Origin of the sequence: Phreatobacter oligotrophus, from assembly GCF_003046185.1 — a bacterium.
Lineage (GTDB): Bacteria > Pseudomonadota > Alphaproteobacteria > Rhizobiales > Phreatobacteraceae > Phreatobacter > Phreatobacter oligotrophus.
On sequence record NZ_PZZL01000011.1, the window covers coordinates 19676 to 36033 of the forward strand.

Annotated in this window: 16 protein-coding genes; 5 read left to right on the top strand and 11 right to left on the bottom strand. The window is 68.1% G+C overall.

Annotated features, from left to right (window positions below; all coding sequences use genetic code 11):
* Positions 1–3: 3 nt before the first annotated feature.
* From C8P69_RS19930 to C8P69_RS19965, 8 genes are all read right to left on the bottom strand, one after another.
* Positions 4–1476: a TadA family conjugal transfer-associated ATPase gene (locus C8P69_RS19930; RefSeq protein WP_108179210.1), complete on the bottom strand. Its 1473-nt coding sequence runs from the start codon at positions 1474–1476 to the stop codon at positions 4–6.
* A gap of 27 nt (positions 1477–1503) precedes the next feature.
* The gene (locus C8P69_RS19935) at positions 1504–2772 is read right to left on the bottom strand and encodes a CpaE/TadZ family protein (protein ID WP_170118314.1); all 1269 of its coding nucleotides are present in this window, start codon (positions 2770–2772) and stop codon (positions 1504–1506) included.
* 4 nt (positions 2773–2776) lie between these two features.
* A complete protein-coding gene (locus C8P69_RS19940) occupies positions 2777–3217 on the bottom strand; it encodes a CpaD family pilus assembly lipoprotein (RefSeq protein WP_245902154.1) in 441 nt (146 codons plus the stop codon).
* Between the two features lie 28 nt (positions 3218–3245).
* Positions 3246–4676, bottom strand: a complete 1431-nt coding sequence (locus C8P69_RS19945) for a type II and III secretion system protein family protein (RefSeq protein WP_170118317.1) — start codon at positions 4674–4676, stop codon at positions 3246–3248.
* 41 nt (positions 4677–4717) lie between these two features.
* A complete protein-coding gene (gene cpaB / locus C8P69_RS19950) occupies positions 4718–5566 on the bottom strand; it encodes a Flp pilus assembly protein CpaB (RefSeq protein WP_108179214.1) in 849 nt (282 codons plus the stop codon).
* A 135-nt stretch (positions 5567–5701) separates the two neighbouring features.
* A complete protein-coding gene (locus C8P69_RS19955) occupies positions 5702–6208 on the bottom strand; it encodes an A24 family peptidase (protein ID WP_108179215.1) in 507 nt (168 codons plus the stop codon).
* Positions 6209–6498: 290 nt separating this feature from the next.
* Positions 6499–6663 carry a Flp family type IVb pilin gene (locus C8P69_RS19960; RefSeq protein WP_108179216.1) on the bottom strand — a complete coding sequence of 55 codons (165 nt, stop codon included), beginning with the start codon at positions 6661–6663 and terminating at the stop codon, positions 6499–6501.
* Positions 6664–7159: 496 nt separating this feature from the next.
* Complete coding sequence (locus C8P69_RS19965; protein WP_108179217.1) at positions 7160–7324, bottom strand: Flp family type IVb pilin; 165 nt, start codon at positions 7322–7324, stop codon at positions 7160–7162.
* A gap of 301 nt (positions 7325–7625) precedes the next feature.
* Here C8P69_RS19965 and C8P69_RS19970 point away from each other — a divergent pair, with 301 nt between their 5' ends.
* From C8P69_RS19970 to C8P69_RS19980, 3 genes are all read left to right on the top strand, one after another.
* Positions 7626–8165 (top strand): pilus assembly protein N-terminal domain-containing protein, encoded by a 540-nt coding sequence (locus tag C8P69_RS19970; protein ID WP_108179218.1) that lies wholly within the window; start codon positions 7626–7628, stop codon positions 8163–8165.
* A 113-nt stretch (positions 8166–8278) separates the two neighbouring features.
* Positions 8279–8869 (top strand): TadE/TadG family type IV pilus assembly protein, encoded by a 591-nt coding sequence (locus C8P69_RS19975; RefSeq protein ID WP_108179219.1) that lies wholly within the window; start codon positions 8279–8281, stop codon positions 8867–8869.
* Positions 8870–8880: 11 nt separating this feature from the next.
* A complete protein-coding gene (locus C8P69_RS19980) occupies positions 8881–9480 on the top strand; it encodes a TadE/TadG family type IV pilus assembly protein (RefSeq protein WP_170118318.1) in 600 nt (199 codons plus the stop codon).
* Between the two features lies 1 nt (position 9481).
* Here C8P69_RS19980 and C8P69_RS19985 read toward each other — a convergent pair whose 3' ends face one another.
* Positions 9482–10723: a TIGR03862 family flavoprotein gene (locus tag C8P69_RS19985; protein WP_108179221.1), complete on the bottom strand. Its 1242-nt coding sequence runs from the start codon at positions 10721–10723 to the stop codon at positions 9482–9484.
* Positions 10720–12219 carry a glycerol-3-phosphate dehydrogenase gene (gene glpD / locus C8P69_RS19990; RefSeq protein ID WP_108179222.1) on the bottom strand — a complete coding sequence of 500 codons (1500 nt, stop codon included), beginning with the start codon at positions 12217–12219 and terminating at the stop codon, positions 10720–10722. The genes C8P69_RS19985 and glpD overlap by 4 nt, the downstream gene beginning before the upstream one ends.
* Positions 12220–12348: 129 nt before the next feature.
* Here glpD and glpK point away from each other — a divergent pair, with 129 nt between their 5' ends.
* On the top strand, positions 12349–13860 hold the full coding sequence (glpK, locus tag C8P69_RS19995; RefSeq protein ID WP_108179223.1) for a glycerol kinase GlpK: 1512 nt from the start codon (positions 12349–12351) through the stop codon (positions 13858–13860).
* Positions 13861–14042: 182 nt separating this feature from the next.
* Here the strand turns inward: glpK and C8P69_RS20000 are convergent, their stop codons facing one another.
* Positions 14043–15470: a helix-turn-helix domain-containing protein gene (locus C8P69_RS20000; protein WP_108179224.1), complete on the bottom strand. Its 1428-nt coding sequence runs from the start codon at positions 15468–15470 to the stop codon at positions 14043–14045.
* A 195-nt stretch (positions 15471–15665) separates the two neighbouring features.
* On the opposite strand from C8P69_RS20000, the gene C8P69_RS20005 reads away from it, so the two are divergent.
* On the top strand, positions 15666–16319 hold the full coding sequence (locus tag C8P69_RS20005; protein WP_108179225.1) for a response regulator transcription factor: 654 nt from the start codon (positions 15666–15668) through the stop codon (positions 16317–16319).
* Positions 16320–16358: the final 39 nt, after the last annotated feature.

Genomic DNA, 16358 nt, shown 5'->3' on the forward strand with positions numbered 1-16358 from the left:
GCCTCACCTCATCGGCTCGCCGGCATCTGCGGCGTCGAGGGCCGCAGCCAGGCGCTTGTCCTCGTTGTAGTAGCGGGCGCGATCCCAGAATTTCGGCCGGCCGATGCCGGTGGAGCGGTGACGGCCGATGATCTTGCCGTTCTCGTCCTCGCCCAGCATCTCATAGACGAAAAGGTCCTGGGTGATCGGCGTGTCACCTTCGAGGCCGAGCACCTCGGTGATGTGGGTGATGCGGCGGGAACCATCGCGCAGGCGCGCGGCCTGGACGATGACATCGACCGAGCCGACGATGATCTCGCGCACGGTCTTGGCGGGAAGCGAATAGCCGCCCATGGCGATCATCGATTCCATACGCGACAGGCACTCGCGCGGTGAGTTGGCGTGAATGGTGCCCATCGAGCCGTCGTGGCCGGTGTTCATGGCCTGGAGGAGGTCGAACACCTCCGGGCCGCGGACCTCGCCGACGATGATGCGTTCAGGACGCATACGCAGGCAGTTCTTGACGAGGTCGGTCATGGTGACGCGACCCTCGCCCTCGAGGTTGGGCGGACGGGTTTCGAGGCGCACCACGTGCGGCTGCTGCAGCTGGAGTTCGGCGGCGTCCTCGCAAGTGATGATGCGCTCGTCGGAATCGATGTAGCGCGTCAGGCAGTTCAGCAGCGTCGTCTTGCCGGAGCCGGTGCCGCCGGAGACGACGACGTTGCAGCGGACGCGGCCGATGATGCGCAGGATCTCGGCGCCTTCCGGAGAGATGGAACCAAACTTCACCAACTGCTCGAGGGTGAGCTTGTCCTTCTTGAACTTACGGATGGTGAGCGCGGCGCCATCGATGGCCAGCGGCGGAGCGATGACGTTGACGCGGGAACCGTCGGGCAGGCGGGCGTCGCAGATGGGCGAGGATTCGTCGACGCGGCGGCCGACCTGGCTGACGATGCGCTGGCAGATGTTCATCAGCTGCGCGCCGTCGCGGAAGCGCACGCCGGTCTTGGAGATCTTGCCGTTGACCTCGATATAGACCGTGCTGGGGCCGTTGACCATGATATCGGCGATGTCGTCGCGGGCGAGCAGCGGCTCAAGCGGGCCATAGCCGAGAACATCGTTGCAGATGTCCTCGAGCAGGTCCTCCTGCTCGGCAATGGACATCACGATGTTCTTGATCGTGATGATCTCGTTGACGATGTCGCGGATTTCCTCGCGCGCCGACTGGGCGTCGAGCTTGGCGAGCTGGGAGAGGTCGATGGCCTCGATCAGGGCACCGAAGACCTGGCTCTTTGTCTCGTAGAAGCTGGACGAGCGCTGGCGGTCCTCCGCCGGCGCCGATGGCGCGAGGGGCGGCGAAGACACCGAGGGGACGCGCGCCGGCTCGGGCGCGCGGGCGACGGGAGCCGCGGCCGGCGGCGCACGGTCGAGCGTCGGCGCCCCCGAAGAAGGCGGGCGCCCGAAGCCGGAACCTGAATTGCCGCGTTTGCCGAACATGCTGCCTCGATCGTCCTCGGTTTACCGTCAGGCCTTCTTGCGAAGCTGGCCGAGCTTCTCCAGGAGAGGCGAGAGCGGTCCCAGCAAGCCGGGCCGGGCCTTGCGGGTGTCGTGACGGCCGGTCACGGCGAGGGCCAGGTCGGTGAACTGAACGGCAATACGGTGACCCGGCTCCATTTCGGCAATCATCTGGCCGTTGTTGGCGGCCGTGCCGAACAGCTGCGGCTCGAAGGGGATCACAGCAATTGGTTCGGCCTCGAGGGCCTTGGCGAAGTCGGCGGGCTTGATCTCGGGCCGCTTGGCAACGCCGATCTGGTTGAGGATGTAGCGCGGCGGCGTGTCATTGGGACGGCTCGCGCGCAGCAGATCCATCAGGTTCTTGGCATTGCGCAGGTTGGCCAGGTCAGGGTTCGCGACGATGAGGATCTCGTCGGCGGTGACCAGCGCACGCTTCGTCCAGCCGGTCCAGGTATGCGGCAGGTCGAGCACGATGGAGGGCATGGTCGACTTCAGGATGTCGAGCAGCGGATCGAAGGCCTCCGGGCCGAGATCGCTGACGCGGTCCAGCGTTGCCGGCGCGGCGAGCAGCGACAGGTTGTCGGCGCAGCGCGACAGCAGGCGGTCGACGAAGGCGGTGTCGACGCGGTCCGGCGAGAAGATGGCATCGGCGATGCCCTGCGGCGGGTCCTGGTTGAAGTCGAGGCCGCCGGTGCCGAAGGCGAGGTCCATGTCGGCAATGCAGGTGTCGGTGCCGATGTCGCGCGAAATGGCCCAGGCGAGATTGTGGGCGATGGTGGAGGAGCCGACGCCCCCCTTGGCCCCGATGATCGCGATGCTGCGACCGACGGGCTTGGCGCCCTCGGCGGCATAGAGGCCCGATACGGCGCGGATGACGGCGAGGACGCCGACCGGGCCGATCAGATATTCGCTGACGCCGCGCGCCATCAGCTCGCGATAGAGCAGGATGTCGTTGACCTGGCCGACGACGATCACCTTGGTCGTGGCGTCGCAAACCTCGGCGAGTTCGTCGAGGTGGCCGAGGATTTCGCCCTTGCGGCCGGTGGTCTCGAGAATGACGACATTGGGCGTCGGGGCCGAGCGATAGGCCTCGACCGCGCCGGGGGCACCGCCCATCTGCACCCGCACATGGGCCTTGTCCATGCGCCGGTCCTCGGCGGCGTCGGCGATGACCGAGGCAAGCTCGGCCGTCTCGCAGAAGGCCTGGAGGGAGATGCGAGGAACCGGCGCGATCTGCTCGTCGCCGGCCTCGCCCTGCGGGATGACGTCGTCTTGCACGGGCTCAGCCTCCGCCCCGGACTGCGCTCTTGATGTCGGTGAGCGGCTGCATCGGGGTGTGAACGGTGTGCGGGCCGGGCGCGATGGCGCGGCGGTAGCGATCGATCGCCGTCTGGCGGCGCGCCGCATCGATCTGGGTCTCGGCGCGCGGATGCAGCAGGTCGTTCGGATTGGCGACGATGGCCGCCAGGTTGTGCTGGGTCGCGCAACCGTGGTTCCAGTTCGGCCGGTTCTCGGTGTTCGGATTACCCGGGGCCGGCCCAAGGTCCTCCGGCCACTGGCCGCACTGCGAGGCGACATAGGCGCCCTGCGGCGAGACGATGATCGGATGGCGGACGCGGTAGTCCGAGGGCGGCGGCTCATGGCGCGCCGTCATGGACTGGCAGCCTCCGAGGGCGACGGCGAGGCCCACGAGGGTCAGCCGGGCGGCGGTGGCGAGGGACATGGGCGAACCCTTCTGGATGAATGGCCGGTCAGTCACGATTGAACCCCACGGGACCGTTGAAGCGGCCGCGATGGGCCGGCGGCTGGCCGGAGCCATAGATGCGGTTGAGGCGGCCGATGAGAATGCCGGCAGGATCGGAGGCGTCCTGCAGGTTGTCGTCGGGGCGGGCGAGCTGGTTGGCCGAGGCCGGGCGGACGATGTAGGGCGTCACCATGACCACGAGTTCTGTCTGGCCGCGCTGGTAGTCGCGGGATCGGAACAGCGCGCCGAGCACCGGCACGTTGAGAAGGCCGGGGGTGCCCGAGATGTTCTGGCGGGTCTGCTCCTGGAGGAGGCCGGCCATGACCATCGTGCCGCCCGATGGCAGTTCGATCGTCGTGTCGGCGCGGCGGGTGCGCAGGCCGCGCACCGTGACGTTGGAGAGCTGGACGGTGAGCTGGTTGTCGATCTCGCTCACCTCGACGCCGACTCGCAGGCTGATGCGGCCTTCCGACAGCACCACGGGCGTGAAGGCCAGGCCGATACCGAACGGCTTGAACTCGATCGTCACGTTGCCGGTAAGGTCGCGGCCGGTCGGCACCGGGAACTCGCCACCGGCGAGGAACTTCGCCTGCTCGCCGGAGATGGCCGTCAGCGTCGGCTCGGCCAGGGTGCGCACGAGGCCATGTTCCTCGAAGGCACGGATGGTCGAGGTAAAGACGTTGTTGCCGACGCGGGTGCCGACGACACCCGAGTTGGCGGGCGCGGTGCCGGTTGCGTTGTAGCTGCCGGAGGTGAGCAGGCCGTAGACGAAGCCGCCGGCGTTGCCGAGGTTGCCCGAGGCGCCGGTGAGCGTGGATGTCGGGTCGAAGGCCGCGAGGTTGACACCCAGCTGCTTGATGGCGGTGCGCTGCACCTCGGAGACGGTCACCTTCAGATGGACCTGGTCGCGACCGCGGATGGCGATGGCGTTGACCACCTTCTTCTCGTCGCCGACCAGCTTGGTGGCGATGTCGATGGCCTGCTGTGCCTCCAGCGGGGTAGCGACCGAGCCGGAGACCACGACGCTGTCGTTGACCGAACGAACCTCGATGTCGCCATGCGGCAGGGCGGCGCGCAGGGTCTGGCGCAGGCCGACGAGGTCACGGCCGACCTCGATGTCATAGGCGGCGATCTGCCGGCCCTCGGCATCAAGGAAGAAGACATTGGTCTGGCCAACGGCGACGCCGATGAGGAAGGCGCGACGGGCCGAGCGAACCACGGCGTTGGCAATGGCAGGGTTGGCGACGATGACGTCGCGGGCGTCACGCGGCAGTTCGACGGGCAGCGACTTGCCGACGCCGAGGGTGATGGCGCTGGCGCCTGCGGTCAGGGGACGCTGCTGGCGGACCGCCGTGCTTTGCTGCGCGGCAGCCGGCGGCGCCATTGCCACGAGGGCGACGATCGAGGCGATGAGAAGCGCGCCTGCCTTGGGCCACATGCTGGACATCGGGAGCCTGGTGTTCGGGAACGACATGGGGCTCACTCCGGTCCCTGGCCGCCGGCGGAGCGAACGCCGTGACGGACGATGGTGATGCGGCCTTCGCCGCCGCCGAACAGGGCCTCGCCGTTGCCGGCGCCCTCTCCGGCAAGATTGGAGGCGGAAGCGTCGGCCAGGCTGCGCAGGGACAGCGACAGCGTGCCGAGTTCGCGGGCAAGGGCCAGGGTCTCGGCCTGGGCCGACGTCAGCTCGAGGGTTGCGGTGCGGCCGACGATGGTCTTTTCGCCGCCCCGCTCCTCAACGGTCTGGTCGACCGCGAGGACGCGCACGTTGCGCAGGACGGTCGAGGTCGCGTGGGTGATGCCCTCGGCCTGGGCGGCCTGGTTGTTGATGCGGCGGGCGAGGATGACGTCGACGCGGTCGTTCGGCAGGATGAAGGCGCCGGCGCCGCGGGAGGGATCGTCGATGGGCGCGGCAATGGCGCGCATGCCCGGCGTCAGGATCGCCGACATGAAGCCGCGATTGCCCTTGACCAGACGGGCGGGACGGATCGGCTCGCCGGCGGCGAAAGTGGTGCGGACGATGGAGCCAACGACCTCGTCGAGGGCGGCGGTGCCGGCGTCGCCGGTGCGACGGACGACGAAGCTGCCCGTGCCGGCCTCTTCCGGCCAACGCCGCCATGAGACATCGGCCGGCAGGATGATCTTGCCGAGCGGGAGATCATTGGAGGCGACAAGCACTTCCACCGTCGCGATCTGCGGCGCAGGCGCGGCCACCTGGGGCTGGGCGACGGGCTCGGGCGCCCGACGGTCGCCCAGCATCATCGCGGCGATGCCGCCCGAGACCAGCGCGATGGCGATGACGACTATCTGTGCAGGCTTCAGACGCATCCCACGAACCCTCGACGCGGACGGGGCGCAACTCGCCTCGTCACAGACCGGATTCGATCAGGGAAAGGTCAACTTATGGTTAATCGGGAATGAGCGAATTGACTTAACGAGACGTCAATATCGCGGGCCGCCGTCTCAATGGAGGGCGCCGGTCATCCAGAAGCTCGAAGGATAGAGGATGAGACCGGCGGCGGCGAGCGCGATTCCGTAGGGAATGCCGGTCTTCTCGTCGGTGATGCGGGCGTACCAGCCCTCGCGCATGAGGAAGGGCGGATGCAGCGGCGCGCCGCGCAGGGCGAGGAGGCCGAGTGTGAGCACGCCGCCGAACAGCGAGGCCCAGATGGCATAGTCGAGAAGCTGGGACCATCCGAGCCACAAGGCCGTCGCGGCTGCAAGCTTGGCATCACCGCCGCCCATCCAGCCGAAGGCGAAGCAGACGAACCCGATGGAGAGCACGAGGAAACCGGCGGCGACATGCATGCCGATGGTCGGCCAGCTCATGCCGGTGACGATGGCGAGGACCATGAAGCCGGCGACCAGGATCAGCGAGACCCGGTTGGAGATGGTCATGGTGAAGAGGTCGCTCGCGGCGGCGAAGGCCATCATCGCGGGGAAGATCAGCAGGATGGCGAACTCGAACATGACGTCCTCCGGAAGTGACAGCGATGGTCGCTCGGAACCGGTTTCAGGACAGTGAATGCGCCAGCACGACGAGGGCGGTGCCGATGGCCGTCAGAAGGACGACGGCAACGAGGTGCGCGTCACGCCGCGCCTCGGCGAGGAGGGTGGATGTCATTGCGACGCCTGCGGCGGTTCTGCGCCCGGCGCGCCTGCCCGTCGGCTCGTGCGGATACCCGATGGCCATGACCGCCCCCTGAAATGCTGGTGGCCCGCTGTGAGCGGGCCACCGAGATCGCGGATGGAGTCCGCGATCACTTCATGGCGGTGTTGATGTTGGTGAAGGTGGTGTTGACCTTCGAGCCGAGGTTGTAGACGGCGGTGATGACGACGGCGGCGATGCCGGCGGCGATCAGGCCGTACTCGATGGCGGTGGCGCCCGAGTTGTCACGGGCGAAGCGAGCGAAGAGGGTCTTCATTGGATTGACTCCTGGTGTCCACGTTGCGCCTTGCGGGCGCTGTCCGCCGGCCAATTCGTTTTGACACGTTCGAACTGGATGGACCCTAGCAAGCACCTCTTGTCCGTTCGTTAAATCGACGCCGAGAAATGCCCGATTTCCCACATGTCTAGAACGTGGTTAAACGCAACTTTCATCGTGTATTTCTTGGTTTCTTTCCTACTAATACGATGCATATTGGCATTAAGCATCTATTTCTTTCGTTGCCATCGAGACAGTTTGCCAGCCTTACGCTTGGTTATTGTGGGCGCTCGTCAAGAAAAACCGATATGCGGGACGATGGCTGGACATGACTGCGGCGGCTCATGGCCTGTCGGTGGGCGCAACTATCCTCGGCCGGTGGTGGGCGACCCCCGTTCCCAAGGGGCATCCGTGTCATGACTTGTCTGGAAAACGACGAGACCGGCCGCGCGACTGCGCCGGCCGGTCCCTGAAAAAGAGCGAGCGATGACCGATTTTATTTCATGGCGGTGTCGATCGCCGTGAACTTGGCGGTGATGTTGCTGCCGAGGCTGTAGACGGCGCCGATGACCACGGCGGCGATCCCCGCGGCGATCAGTCCGTATTCGATGGCAGTGGCGCCCGACCGATCCTGGGCGAAGCGGGCAATGAGGCTCTTCATCCAACAGCTCCTGGTAACAAGGAAGAAGCGGCGTTTCGCGCCGCGTCGCAGGCCGATCCCGTCACGCCCTTGACGCTCCTTTCCTAGCGGCAACATCTTGCGGACTAATTACGTAGCGTCATTCAATTCGTCTCCATTTTCACCCACATCTTTCCGATAACTTGTTCCGACTTTTCGCCAGTTCGCGTTTGATCTCCAGGGAGCGGAGGTCGCCGGGGCGCCAGCCGGAAATTGGCAATTCGTTCACCATTTTCTGGTGGAGTGCAGGGAAGACAGGTTCGTCTCCCGTGCGAGAGCTTCGATGACAACGCCTCACAGGTTCCAGGGCTGGATACCCGCGCCGCGCCTCGCCGCAGCGTTTGCCGCCATGGCCCTGATCGCAGCGCCGGTCTCCGCTGCGGCCGAAACGCAGCTCGCCGGTGCCCCGGCCGATCTTGCTGCCGCCATGGCGCAGGGCATGACCATCACCATGGATCAGGCCCGCGTTATGCGCCTGCCCGCGCACGTTGCAACGCTGGTCATCGGCAATCCGCTCATCGCCGACGCCACCGTGCAGCGCGGCGGCATCATGGTTCTGACGGGCAAGAGCGTCGGCTCGACCAACCTCATCGCCCTGGACGGGCGCGGCGAGCAGCTGCTCACCCTGCAGGTTCGCGTGCGCGCGCAGAACGACTCCGTCGTGCAGGTCTATCGCGGCGTCGATCGCGAGACCTATTCCTGCTCGCCAACCTGCGAGCGCACCATCGCGGTGGGCGACGCCAAGGCCTTCTTCGAGACGGCCCTCGGCAATTCCCGCTCGCGCGACGGCGCCGCATCGGCCGGTACAGCTACGCCCCGGTAGTCGCGTTTATCGGGCAAATCGCCGCAGCTCCCGCAAGGGTTCGTCAACGGGTTTACGCATAGAAAGGCTTCTGCGGGGCCGCGCATCTGCGCCCGGCGCGAACGGAGTTGGCCATGTCCGGCTGTGTCGAGGGTTCGGGGACGGGTGAAGCTGAGCAGCGGCAGGTGGTGACACCCCGGCCGCGTGTCCGCCGCCTGACGATCCTGCCACGCTTCCGCAAGAACGAGGATGGCGTCGCCGCGGTCGAATTCGCGCTGGTGGCGGGCCCGTTCCTCTTCCTGCTCTTCGCCATCATCGAATTCGCCATGGTGTTCTTCGCCAGCCAGGTGCTGGAGACGGCCACCGCCAGTGCCTCGCGCCTTATCATGACCGGTCAGGCCCAAACGCGGAACTTCGACCAGGCAGCTTTCAAGAACGAGATCTGCACCAAGGCGAGCGCGCTGATGAACTGCGCCGGCATTGCCGTCGACGTGCGCACCTACACCAGCTTCGGTTCGGCTTCCGCCTCCAAGCCGGTCTCGTCCGGCGCGGTGAACTATTCCGGCATGACCTACAGCCAGGGCGCGGGCGGCGACATCGTCGTGGTGCGCGCTGTCTACGAATGGCCGGTGCTGATGCCGACTTTCGGCCTCACCATCGGCGACCTGTCCAACGGCAAGCGCCTCCTCATGGCGACGGCCGCCTTCCGCAACGAGCCGTTCTGAGGGGGGATCGCATGGGTTTCGCACGACGCCTGATCGACCTGGCGATTCGCCCGGTACGCGCTGCCCGGGTCCTCGCCCACGACAAGCGCGGCGTCTCCGCCGTCGAGTTCGCCCTTGTCCTGCCGCTGATGGTGACGCTGTTCCTCGCCACCGTCGAGACGACCCAGGGCCTGCAGGCCGACCGCAAGGTGTCGCTCGCCGCACGCGCCCTGTCCGACCTCGCCTCTCAGGCCACGACCATCGCCGATGCGGACATGAGCAACATCCTCGACGCGACGGCCGACGTCATCGCTCCGTTCAACGTGTCGAATGCCCAGATGGTGGTGACGGGTATCCAGACCGACATCCTCGGCGTCTCCCGCGCCGTGTGGAGCGATGCGCGCAATGCCACGCGCTACAGCTGCGGCCAGGTGATGACCATCCCGAACGAGCTGAAGCCAACCCTTGGCACGACGGGTTTCCTTGTGCTCGCCGAGGTGAAGTACAGCTACACCCCGACGGTCGCCTATCTGATTTCCGGTTCGCTGCTGCTGTCCGACCGGCTCTATACCCGTCCGCGCATCGGCGAGACCGTGAGCCGGACGCCGAAGCAGGGCGCCACCTGCATCTGACCTACCAGTCCTGCGACGGCGCTTCCGGCAGCGTCAGGCCGAGCCGGGCCGCCATGCCGCGGGCCGCGGCGGCGGCGGTCGCGAAGGTCGCCTGCAACAGGTAGCCGCCGGTCGGCGCATCCCAGTCCAGCATCTCGCCGGCGGCGAAGAGACCCGGATGGCCGGAAATCTCGAAGGTATCGGAGAGTGCCGAACGGTCGATGCCACCGGCGGAGGAGATCGCCCGCTCCAGCGGGCGCATCGCGGCAACCGGCAGGACGAGACTCTTGATCGCCGCGGCGAGCCTGGCGGGCTCCCGCACCGGCGGGCCGCCGGTTCCCTCGCGCAGAATGGCGGCCGCTACGGGGGCGAGTCCCGCCTGCTTCTTCAGGACATTGGAGAGGGAATCACCCGACCGCGCCCGGCCGAGCCGCGCCGCCAGGTCGGCCACCGAAACGTCCGGCTTCAGATCGACAGTCAAGGACGCGCCACCGGCCGCGACCGCGTCGCGCAGGGCCGCCGACAGCGCATAGATGGCGCCGCCCTCGAGCCCGGTGGCGGTGACCATGGCCTCGCCCCGCACGGCGTTCTTGCCGAACGACAGGGCGATCGCCTTGAGCGGCGTGCCGGCGAAACGCTCGGCAAAGCCCGCCGACCAGGCGATGTCGATGCCGCTGTTGGAGGCGACGAGCGGACGAACGGGAACGCCTCGCTTTGCCAGAATGACGCTCCAGGCGCCGTCCGAACCCATGCGCGGCCAGCTCGCCCCGCCCAGCGCCAGCAGCGCAACGTCATGGGGCGGGACGACGCGCCCTTCGGGACCTTCGAAGACCAGACGGCCGTCATCGGCGAAACCCACAAGGCGGTGCTGGCTGCGCAACGTCACGCCGAGGCCCGCCAAACGCGCGAGCCAGGCCCGCAGCAGAGGCGAGGCCTTGAAGGCCTCGGGGAAGACCCTACCCGAGGAGCCCACTAAGGTCGGCTGCCCCAGCGCTGCCGCGAATGCCCGGAGTGCGGAGGGCGGAAAGGCGTCGATGGCCCCGCGCACCTGGGACGGCAGGTCGGGATAGCGGGAGAGGAAGGCCTGGCGCGGCTCGCTGTGGGTGAGGTTTAGGCCGCCGCGGCCGGCGAGCAGCAGCTTGCGGGCCGGCGAGGGCATGCGGTCATAGACCGTGACCGCGGCGCCCGCCGCCGCCAGCAGGTCCGCGGCGAAAAGTCCCGCGGGACCGGCACCGGCGATGACGACGCGTGGCCGATCGGTCATGCGCCGAGATGGGCGGCGACGGCTGCGCGCTCCGCCTCCGTCAGATGCAGGCCGAGCTTGGATCGGCGCCAGAGAACGTCCTCCGCCGTCTCGGCCCATTCCTCCCGGCGCAGCCAGGCGATCTCGGCTTCCGTGAGCCCGCCACCGAACTCGTGGCCGAGATCGGCCATGGTGGCGGCGCCGTCGAGGATGCGGCGCGCATGGGTGCCGTAGGCAGCGGCGAGCCGGGCCGCCAGTTCCGGCGTCAGGAAGGGGTGGCTGCGCCACAGGCTCTCGGCGAGCGAGACCGGCCCGTCCGGTGAGAAGTCACCCCCCGGCAGCGGCGCGGTGGCCGTCCAGTTCGTCTTGGCCGCGAGCACCGGAAGGTCCGTGGCAAGCTCTTCCAGGGCGCTGATGGCGAGCCGGCGATAGGTGGTGATCTTGCCGCCGAAGACCGAGAGCAGCGGCGGCACGGCGCCACCACCATCCTTGTGCAGCACGTAGTCGCGGGTCGCCTCCTGCGCGGCCGAGGCGCCGTCGTCATACAGCGGCCGCACGCCCGAATAGGTCCAGACCACGTCAGAGGGGGCGATGGGGGCGCGGAAATACTCGCTCGCGGCAGCGCAAAGATAGTCGATCTCGGACGGCGTGATCCGCACCGCGCCGGGATCGCCCTGGTAGTCCTGGTCCGTCGTCCCGATCAGCGTGAATTCCCGCTCGTAGGGGATGGCGAAAATGATGCGGTTGTCGGCGTTCTGGAAGATATAGGCGCGGTCATGGTCGTAGAGCTTCGGGACCACGATGTGCGAGCCCTGGACGAGGCGCACGCGGGCGGGCGGGGTGGTCTTCGTGGCTCCGGTGAGGAAGCTCTCGACCCAGGGGCCGGCGGCATTGACCAACGCCTTTGCGACGACGGTTTCACGCAGGCCGGTGCGGACATGCTCCACCGTGACGCGCCAGCGGGCGCCGTCACGCTCGGCGGCAATCGCGCGGGTCCGGGTGCGGATGACGGCGCCACGCTCGGCGGCATCACGGGCGTTCAGCACCACGAGGCGGGCATCGTCGACGCGGCAGTCGGAATACTCGAAGGCCTTTCCATAGCCGGCTTTCAGCGGCCGGCCCGCCACATCCGTGGTGAGATCGAGGGTCTTGGTCGGCCAGAGCCGCTTGCGACCACCGAGATGGTCGTAGAGGAAGAGGCCGAGGCGCAGCATCCATGCAGGTCGCAGGCCCTCGTGGTGCGGCAGGACGAAGCGCAGCGGCCGGATGATGTGGGGTGCGATGCCCCAGAGGACTTCGCGCTCGATCAGCGCCTCGCGGACGAGGCGGAACTCGTAGTATTCGAGATAGCGCAGGCCGCCATGGATGAGCTTGGTCGACCAGGAGGAGGTCGCGCTCGCGAGGTCGTCCTGCTCGACCAGCATGACGGATGCGCCCCGCCCCGCGGCATCGCGCGCGATGCCCGCGCCGTTGATGCCGCCGCCGACCACGAAGAGGTCGAATTCCCGCTCCGTCATGCCCTTCCCCGCGCTGTCCGCGTCAAGGCCCCCGTCTGACGCCTTTTGCCTTCCGCCGCAAGGGCGGGCGATGCCATGATAGGGGCAAAGAGCGGCACCGCCGCCGCGCATCGCATGGGGACAACGCGCATGGCCGGGACTGGACACAAGACGGTGATCGTCGCGATCGACCAGGGGACGACCTCCTCCCGCGCCATCGTCTTCTCTCCCGACATGGCGGTGCTGGCAGTGGCCCAGCAGGAATTCCCGCAGCACTTCCCCGCATCCGGCTGGGTGGAGCACGACCCGGAGGACATCTGGACGGGCGTCGTCACGACGGTCCGCGAGGCGTTGGCCAAGGCCGGGCGCACGGCGGCCGAGGTCGCCGGCATCGGCATCACCAACCAGCGCGAGACGGTGGTGGTCTGGGATCGTGCGAGCGGCAAGCCGATCCACCGGGCCATCGTCTGGCAGGACCGACGGACATCGGCGACCTGTGCGCGGCTGCGCGAGGAGGGCCACGAGGCGCTGGTCCAGGCGCGGACGGGCCTCGTCATCGATCCGTATTTCTCGGGGACCAAGCTCGCCTGGATCCTTGACGAGGTTCCCGGCGCCCGAGCCCGCGCCGAGGCGGGGGAGCTCGCCTTCGGCACGATCGACGCCTTCCTGCTGTGGCGGCTCACCGGCAGCAAGGTCCACGCGACGGATGCGACCAATGCCTCGCGCACCATGCTCTTCGACATCCATCGCGGCGCCTGGGACGAGGAGCTTTGCCGGCTGCTTCGCGTGCCCATGGCGATCCTGCCGGAGGTGAAGGACAGCGCCTGCGCCTTCGGCACGACGGACCCGGCGCTGTTCGGCGGCGCCATCACCATCGGCGGCATGGCCGGCGACCAGCAGGCGGCGACCGTCGGGCAGGCCTGCTTCCGGCCGGGCATGATGAAATCCACCTACGGAACCGGGTGCTTCGCGCTGCTCAATACCGGCTCCGAGGCCGTCGCCTCGCGCAACAAGCTGCTCACGACCATCGCCTACCAGCTCGGCGGCAAGCGGACCTATGCGCTGGAGGGGTCGATCTTCGTCGCCGGCGCAGCCGTTCAGTGGCTTCGGGACGGGCTCGGCATCGTCAAGCTGGCCGGCGAGACGGGAGCGCTGGCGGCGGCCTCCGACCCGAACCAGGAGGTGATCCTGGTGCCCGCCTTTGTCGGTCTCGGCGCACCCTACTGGGACGCCGACTGCCGCGGCGCCATTTTCGGCCTCACCCGCGGCACCGGCCCGAAGGAAATGGCGCGCGCGGCGCTGGAGAGCGTCTGCTTCCAGACCGCCGACCTCCTCGGTGCCATGATGGCGGACTGGCCGGGAGCGGGTGGTGCGGGCACCGTGTTGCGGGTCGATGGCGGCATGGTCGCCTCCGACTGGACCATGCAGCGCCTCGCCGACCTGCTCGACGCGCCGGTCGATCGGCCGAAGGTGCTGGAGACGACAGCGCTGGGCGCGGCCTATCTCGCGGGTCTATCGCAAGGCGTCTGCCCGGAGCCGGAGGTTTTTGCCAAGGGCTGGGCGCTGGACCACCGTTTCACGCCGGCGATGGATGGCGAGACGCGGCGGCTGAAGCTCGCACGCTGGAAGGATGCTGTGGAGCGGACCCTGACGCGGCGGTGAGGCTGCCGCTTGAGGTGATGCCCTGCACGACGCGAGTGCGTCCTTCGAGGCTCGCCACCGGTCGATGCTGACGCATCTCCGGAGGCTCGCAGGACGCAGTTGCGTGATGCAAGTCTCGCACAAGGCCGGGCATGACGCGGAGAGGGTGCGGCAAGGCGACGGGCCGGCCGCCCCCTGCCTCCTCAGCTCAGATCGAACGGCACCACCTTGCGGCGATCGCCCGGCACCCGGATCTCCCGATCGATGGGCGGCACGGCGCGCTGGTGGCAATTGGCGCGCTCGCAGATGCGGCAGGACACGCCGATCTTCGCCACGTTGGCATCAGCCTTGAGGTCGATGCCCTCGGAATAGACGATCTCGCCGGCATAGGAGATCTCGCACCCCAGGCCAAAGGCATAGCGGCGAACCGGCGCGCGCCAGTGCGCCGAGCCCTTGGTAACGGCGCGGGCGAGCGAGAGGTAGCGGATGCCGTCGGGCATCTCGGCCACCTGGACGAAGGTGCGGCCAGCCTGCTCGAAGGCCTCGTGGACGTTCCAGAGCGGGCAGGCACCGCCAAAGCGGGCAAACTGGAAGCGTGTCGCCGAGTGGCGCTTGATGACGTTGCCGGCGCGGTCGACCTTGACGAAGTAGAAGGGGATGCCGCGCTGGCCCGGACGCTGGAGCGTCGACAGGCGGTGGCAGACCTGCTCGAGGCTCGCCCCGAAGATGCGGCCGAGGCGGTCGAGGTCGTGGCGGGTGTCCTTGGCGGCGGCGAGGAAGCGGCGATAGGGCAGCAGCAGCGCGCCAGCGAAATAGTTGGCCAGGGCCACGCGGGCGATGTCGCCCGCCGCCCGCGAGCGGAAGCCGGCGCCGGACACGATGGTGGCCAGCGTGTCGGCCTGTTCGAGGCGGGCGATGCGGTTGGCGAGGAGGAAGGCGCGGGTGGAGGAATCCAGCGCACCGTCGAGAGCGATGACGTTCGGGCCCGACTCGTAGCGCTCAAGAACATCGTCGCCGAGATTGGCGTTGGCATCGACGTTGAGCCCGTGGCGGGCGGCGAGATAGCCGGCGAGCACCTGCAGGCGGTCGCTGGCGGCGGCGAGACCCAGGCGCTCGGCGAGGTCCTCGGCGGCCCGGTCGAGGTCGTCGACGTAATTGTCGACGTAGTGGAAATAGTCGCGCACCTCCTCGTAGGGCAGCAGCGCGCCGGCGGTTTCCTCGCCCGAGGGCGGCAGGATCGGTGTGTCGCCGGCCGCCTGCAATCGCTCGCCGAAGCGGCGCGCGGTCTGGTGCAGGCGCAGGAAAGCCCGTGCAAAGGCAGGGCTGTCGGAGGCCACGCGCTTCAGCTCCTGCAGGCTCGGCGCCGTATCGGCGAGGAGCGGATCGGCGGAGGCCTCGCGCAGGTCGGTGACAAGGCGATCCGTATCGTCGGTGGCAAAGGTCGCGAGATCGACGCCGAAGGTCTGGCCGAGCGCCACGAGCACGCCCGCGGTGACCGGGCGCTGGTTGTTCTCGATCTGGTTCAGATAGGAGACGGACAGCCCGAGGCGCTGGGCGAAGGCGGTCTGGGTCAGCCGCGTTTCCTCGCGCAGACGGCGCAGCGAGGGCCCGACGAAGACCTTGCGTGACATGCGGTTCTCCCGACCGGCGGAGGCTCGCCTTTCGACCTAGCCTAAACTGCCTCTGTCATATGGAGGAAGTGCAAAAATTTTGCAATTTCGCAGCATGACCTTTCGCAATTTGACGCGGCGGGTTCCGGTGCTAGCGTCCACTCCCAAGCAAGATCGATCAATCGACGCGCCACTGGCTCTTTGGAGGAAACGGCCATGACTGACCAGACCGCCGTCCGCGACACCCTCACCTTCTCCGTCCGCCACCCGTTCCCGATCGTCGCCGAGACGATCGAGGCGCTGGTCCGCGCCGCCCTTCCGGGTGCGCTCGCCACCGACCCCGGCAAGGCCGGGCTCGTCATCGCCGCGCTGTCCGATCTCGACGGCCTCGACCTGTCGCCGGACGCCCGCGTCGCCGTGCTGATCGACCATGCCGACCGCCGCCCGGTGCAGGAGGCCCGCAGCCGCGGCGCCGTGGGCGCCCTGCCGCTGGATCTGCCGGCCGATCACCTGCGCGCTGCGCTGGCTGCGGTCGCCGCCGGCCGCGCCTGGTGGCCGGTCATCACCTCGGCCGATCCGGAGGGTGACCTGTCCTCGTCGCGCAAGCTGGACGCCCTGTCCGGCCAGCAGTTCAAGGTTCTGGACCTGATGAGCCGCGGCCGCCTCAACAAGCAGATCGCCTATGACCTCGGCATCTCCGAGGGCACGGTGAAGTCGCACGTCTCGTCGATCCTCAGGAAGCTCGGCGTCGAGCGCCGCACCCAGGCGATCGCCACCTTCATCACCGCCCATGAAGCCGGCACGCGCGTGCCGGTCCGTGCCTCGAACGGCGCCGGCCACCTGTCGCAGGCGACCCACGCGGCGCGCTGAGGCGCTCATCTCCGCATCAACACAACGCCGTCGCCTCTC

Bases quoted from the DNA above. Each gene is read 5' to 3' on its own strand.
- C8P69_RS19930 (WP_108179210.1), bottom strand. From the start codon at position 1,476: ATGTTCGGCAAACGCGGCAATTCAGGTTCCGGCTTCGGGCGCCCGCCT.
- C8P69_RS19940 (WP_245902154.1), bottom strand. From the start codon at position 3,217: ATGTCCCTCGCCACCGCCGCCCGGCTGACCCTCGTGGGCCTCGCCGTC.
- C8P69_RS19945 (WP_170118317.1), bottom strand. From the start codon at position 4,676: ATGTGGCCCAAGGCAGGCGCGCTTCTCATCGCCTCGATCGTCGCCCTC.
- cpaB (WP_108179214.1), bottom strand. From the start codon at position 5,566: ATGCGTCTGAAGCCTGCACAGATAGTCGTCATCGCCATCGCGCTGGTC.
- C8P69_RS19955 (WP_108179215.1), bottom strand. From the start codon at position 6,208: ATGTTCGAGTTCGCCATCCTGCTGATCTTCCCCGCGATGATGGCCTTC.
- C8P69_RS19960 (WP_108179216.1), bottom strand. From the start codon at position 6,663: ATGAAGACCCTCTTCGCTCGCTTCGCCCGTGACAACTCGGGCGCCACC.
- C8P69_RS19965 (WP_108179217.1), bottom strand. From the start codon at position 7,324: ATGAAGAGCCTCATTGCCCGCTTCGCCCAGGATCGGTCGGGCGCCACT.
- C8P69_RS19970 (WP_108179218.1), top strand. From the start codon at position 7,626: ATGACAACGCCTCACAGGTTCCAGGGCTGGATACCCGCGCCGCGCCTC.
- C8P69_RS19975 (WP_108179219.1), top strand. From the start codon at position 8,279: ATGTCCGGCTGTGTCGAGGGTTCGGGGACGGGTGAAGCTGAGCAGCGG.
- C8P69_RS19980 (WP_170118318.1), top strand. From the start codon at position 8,881: ATGGGTTTCGCACGACGCCTGATCGACCTGGCGATTCGCCCGGTACGC.
- C8P69_RS19985 (WP_108179221.1), bottom strand. From the start codon at position 10,723: ATGACCGATCGGCCACGCGTCGTCATCGCCGGTGCCGGTCCCGCGGGA.
- glpD (WP_108179222.1), bottom strand. From the start codon at position 12,219: ATGACGGAGCGGGAATTCGACCTCTTCGTGGTCGGCGGCGGCATCAAC.
- glpK (WP_108179223.1), top strand. From the start codon at position 12,349: ATGGCCGGGACTGGACACAAGACGGTGATCGTCGCGATCGACCAGGGG.
- C8P69_RS20000 (WP_108179224.1), bottom strand. From the start codon at position 15,470: ATGTCACGCAAGGTCTTCGTCGGGCCCTCGCTGCGCCGTCTGCGCGAG.
- C8P69_RS20005 (WP_108179225.1), top strand. From the start codon at position 15,666: ATGACTGACCAGACCGCCGTCCGCGACACCCTCACCTTCTCCGTCCGC.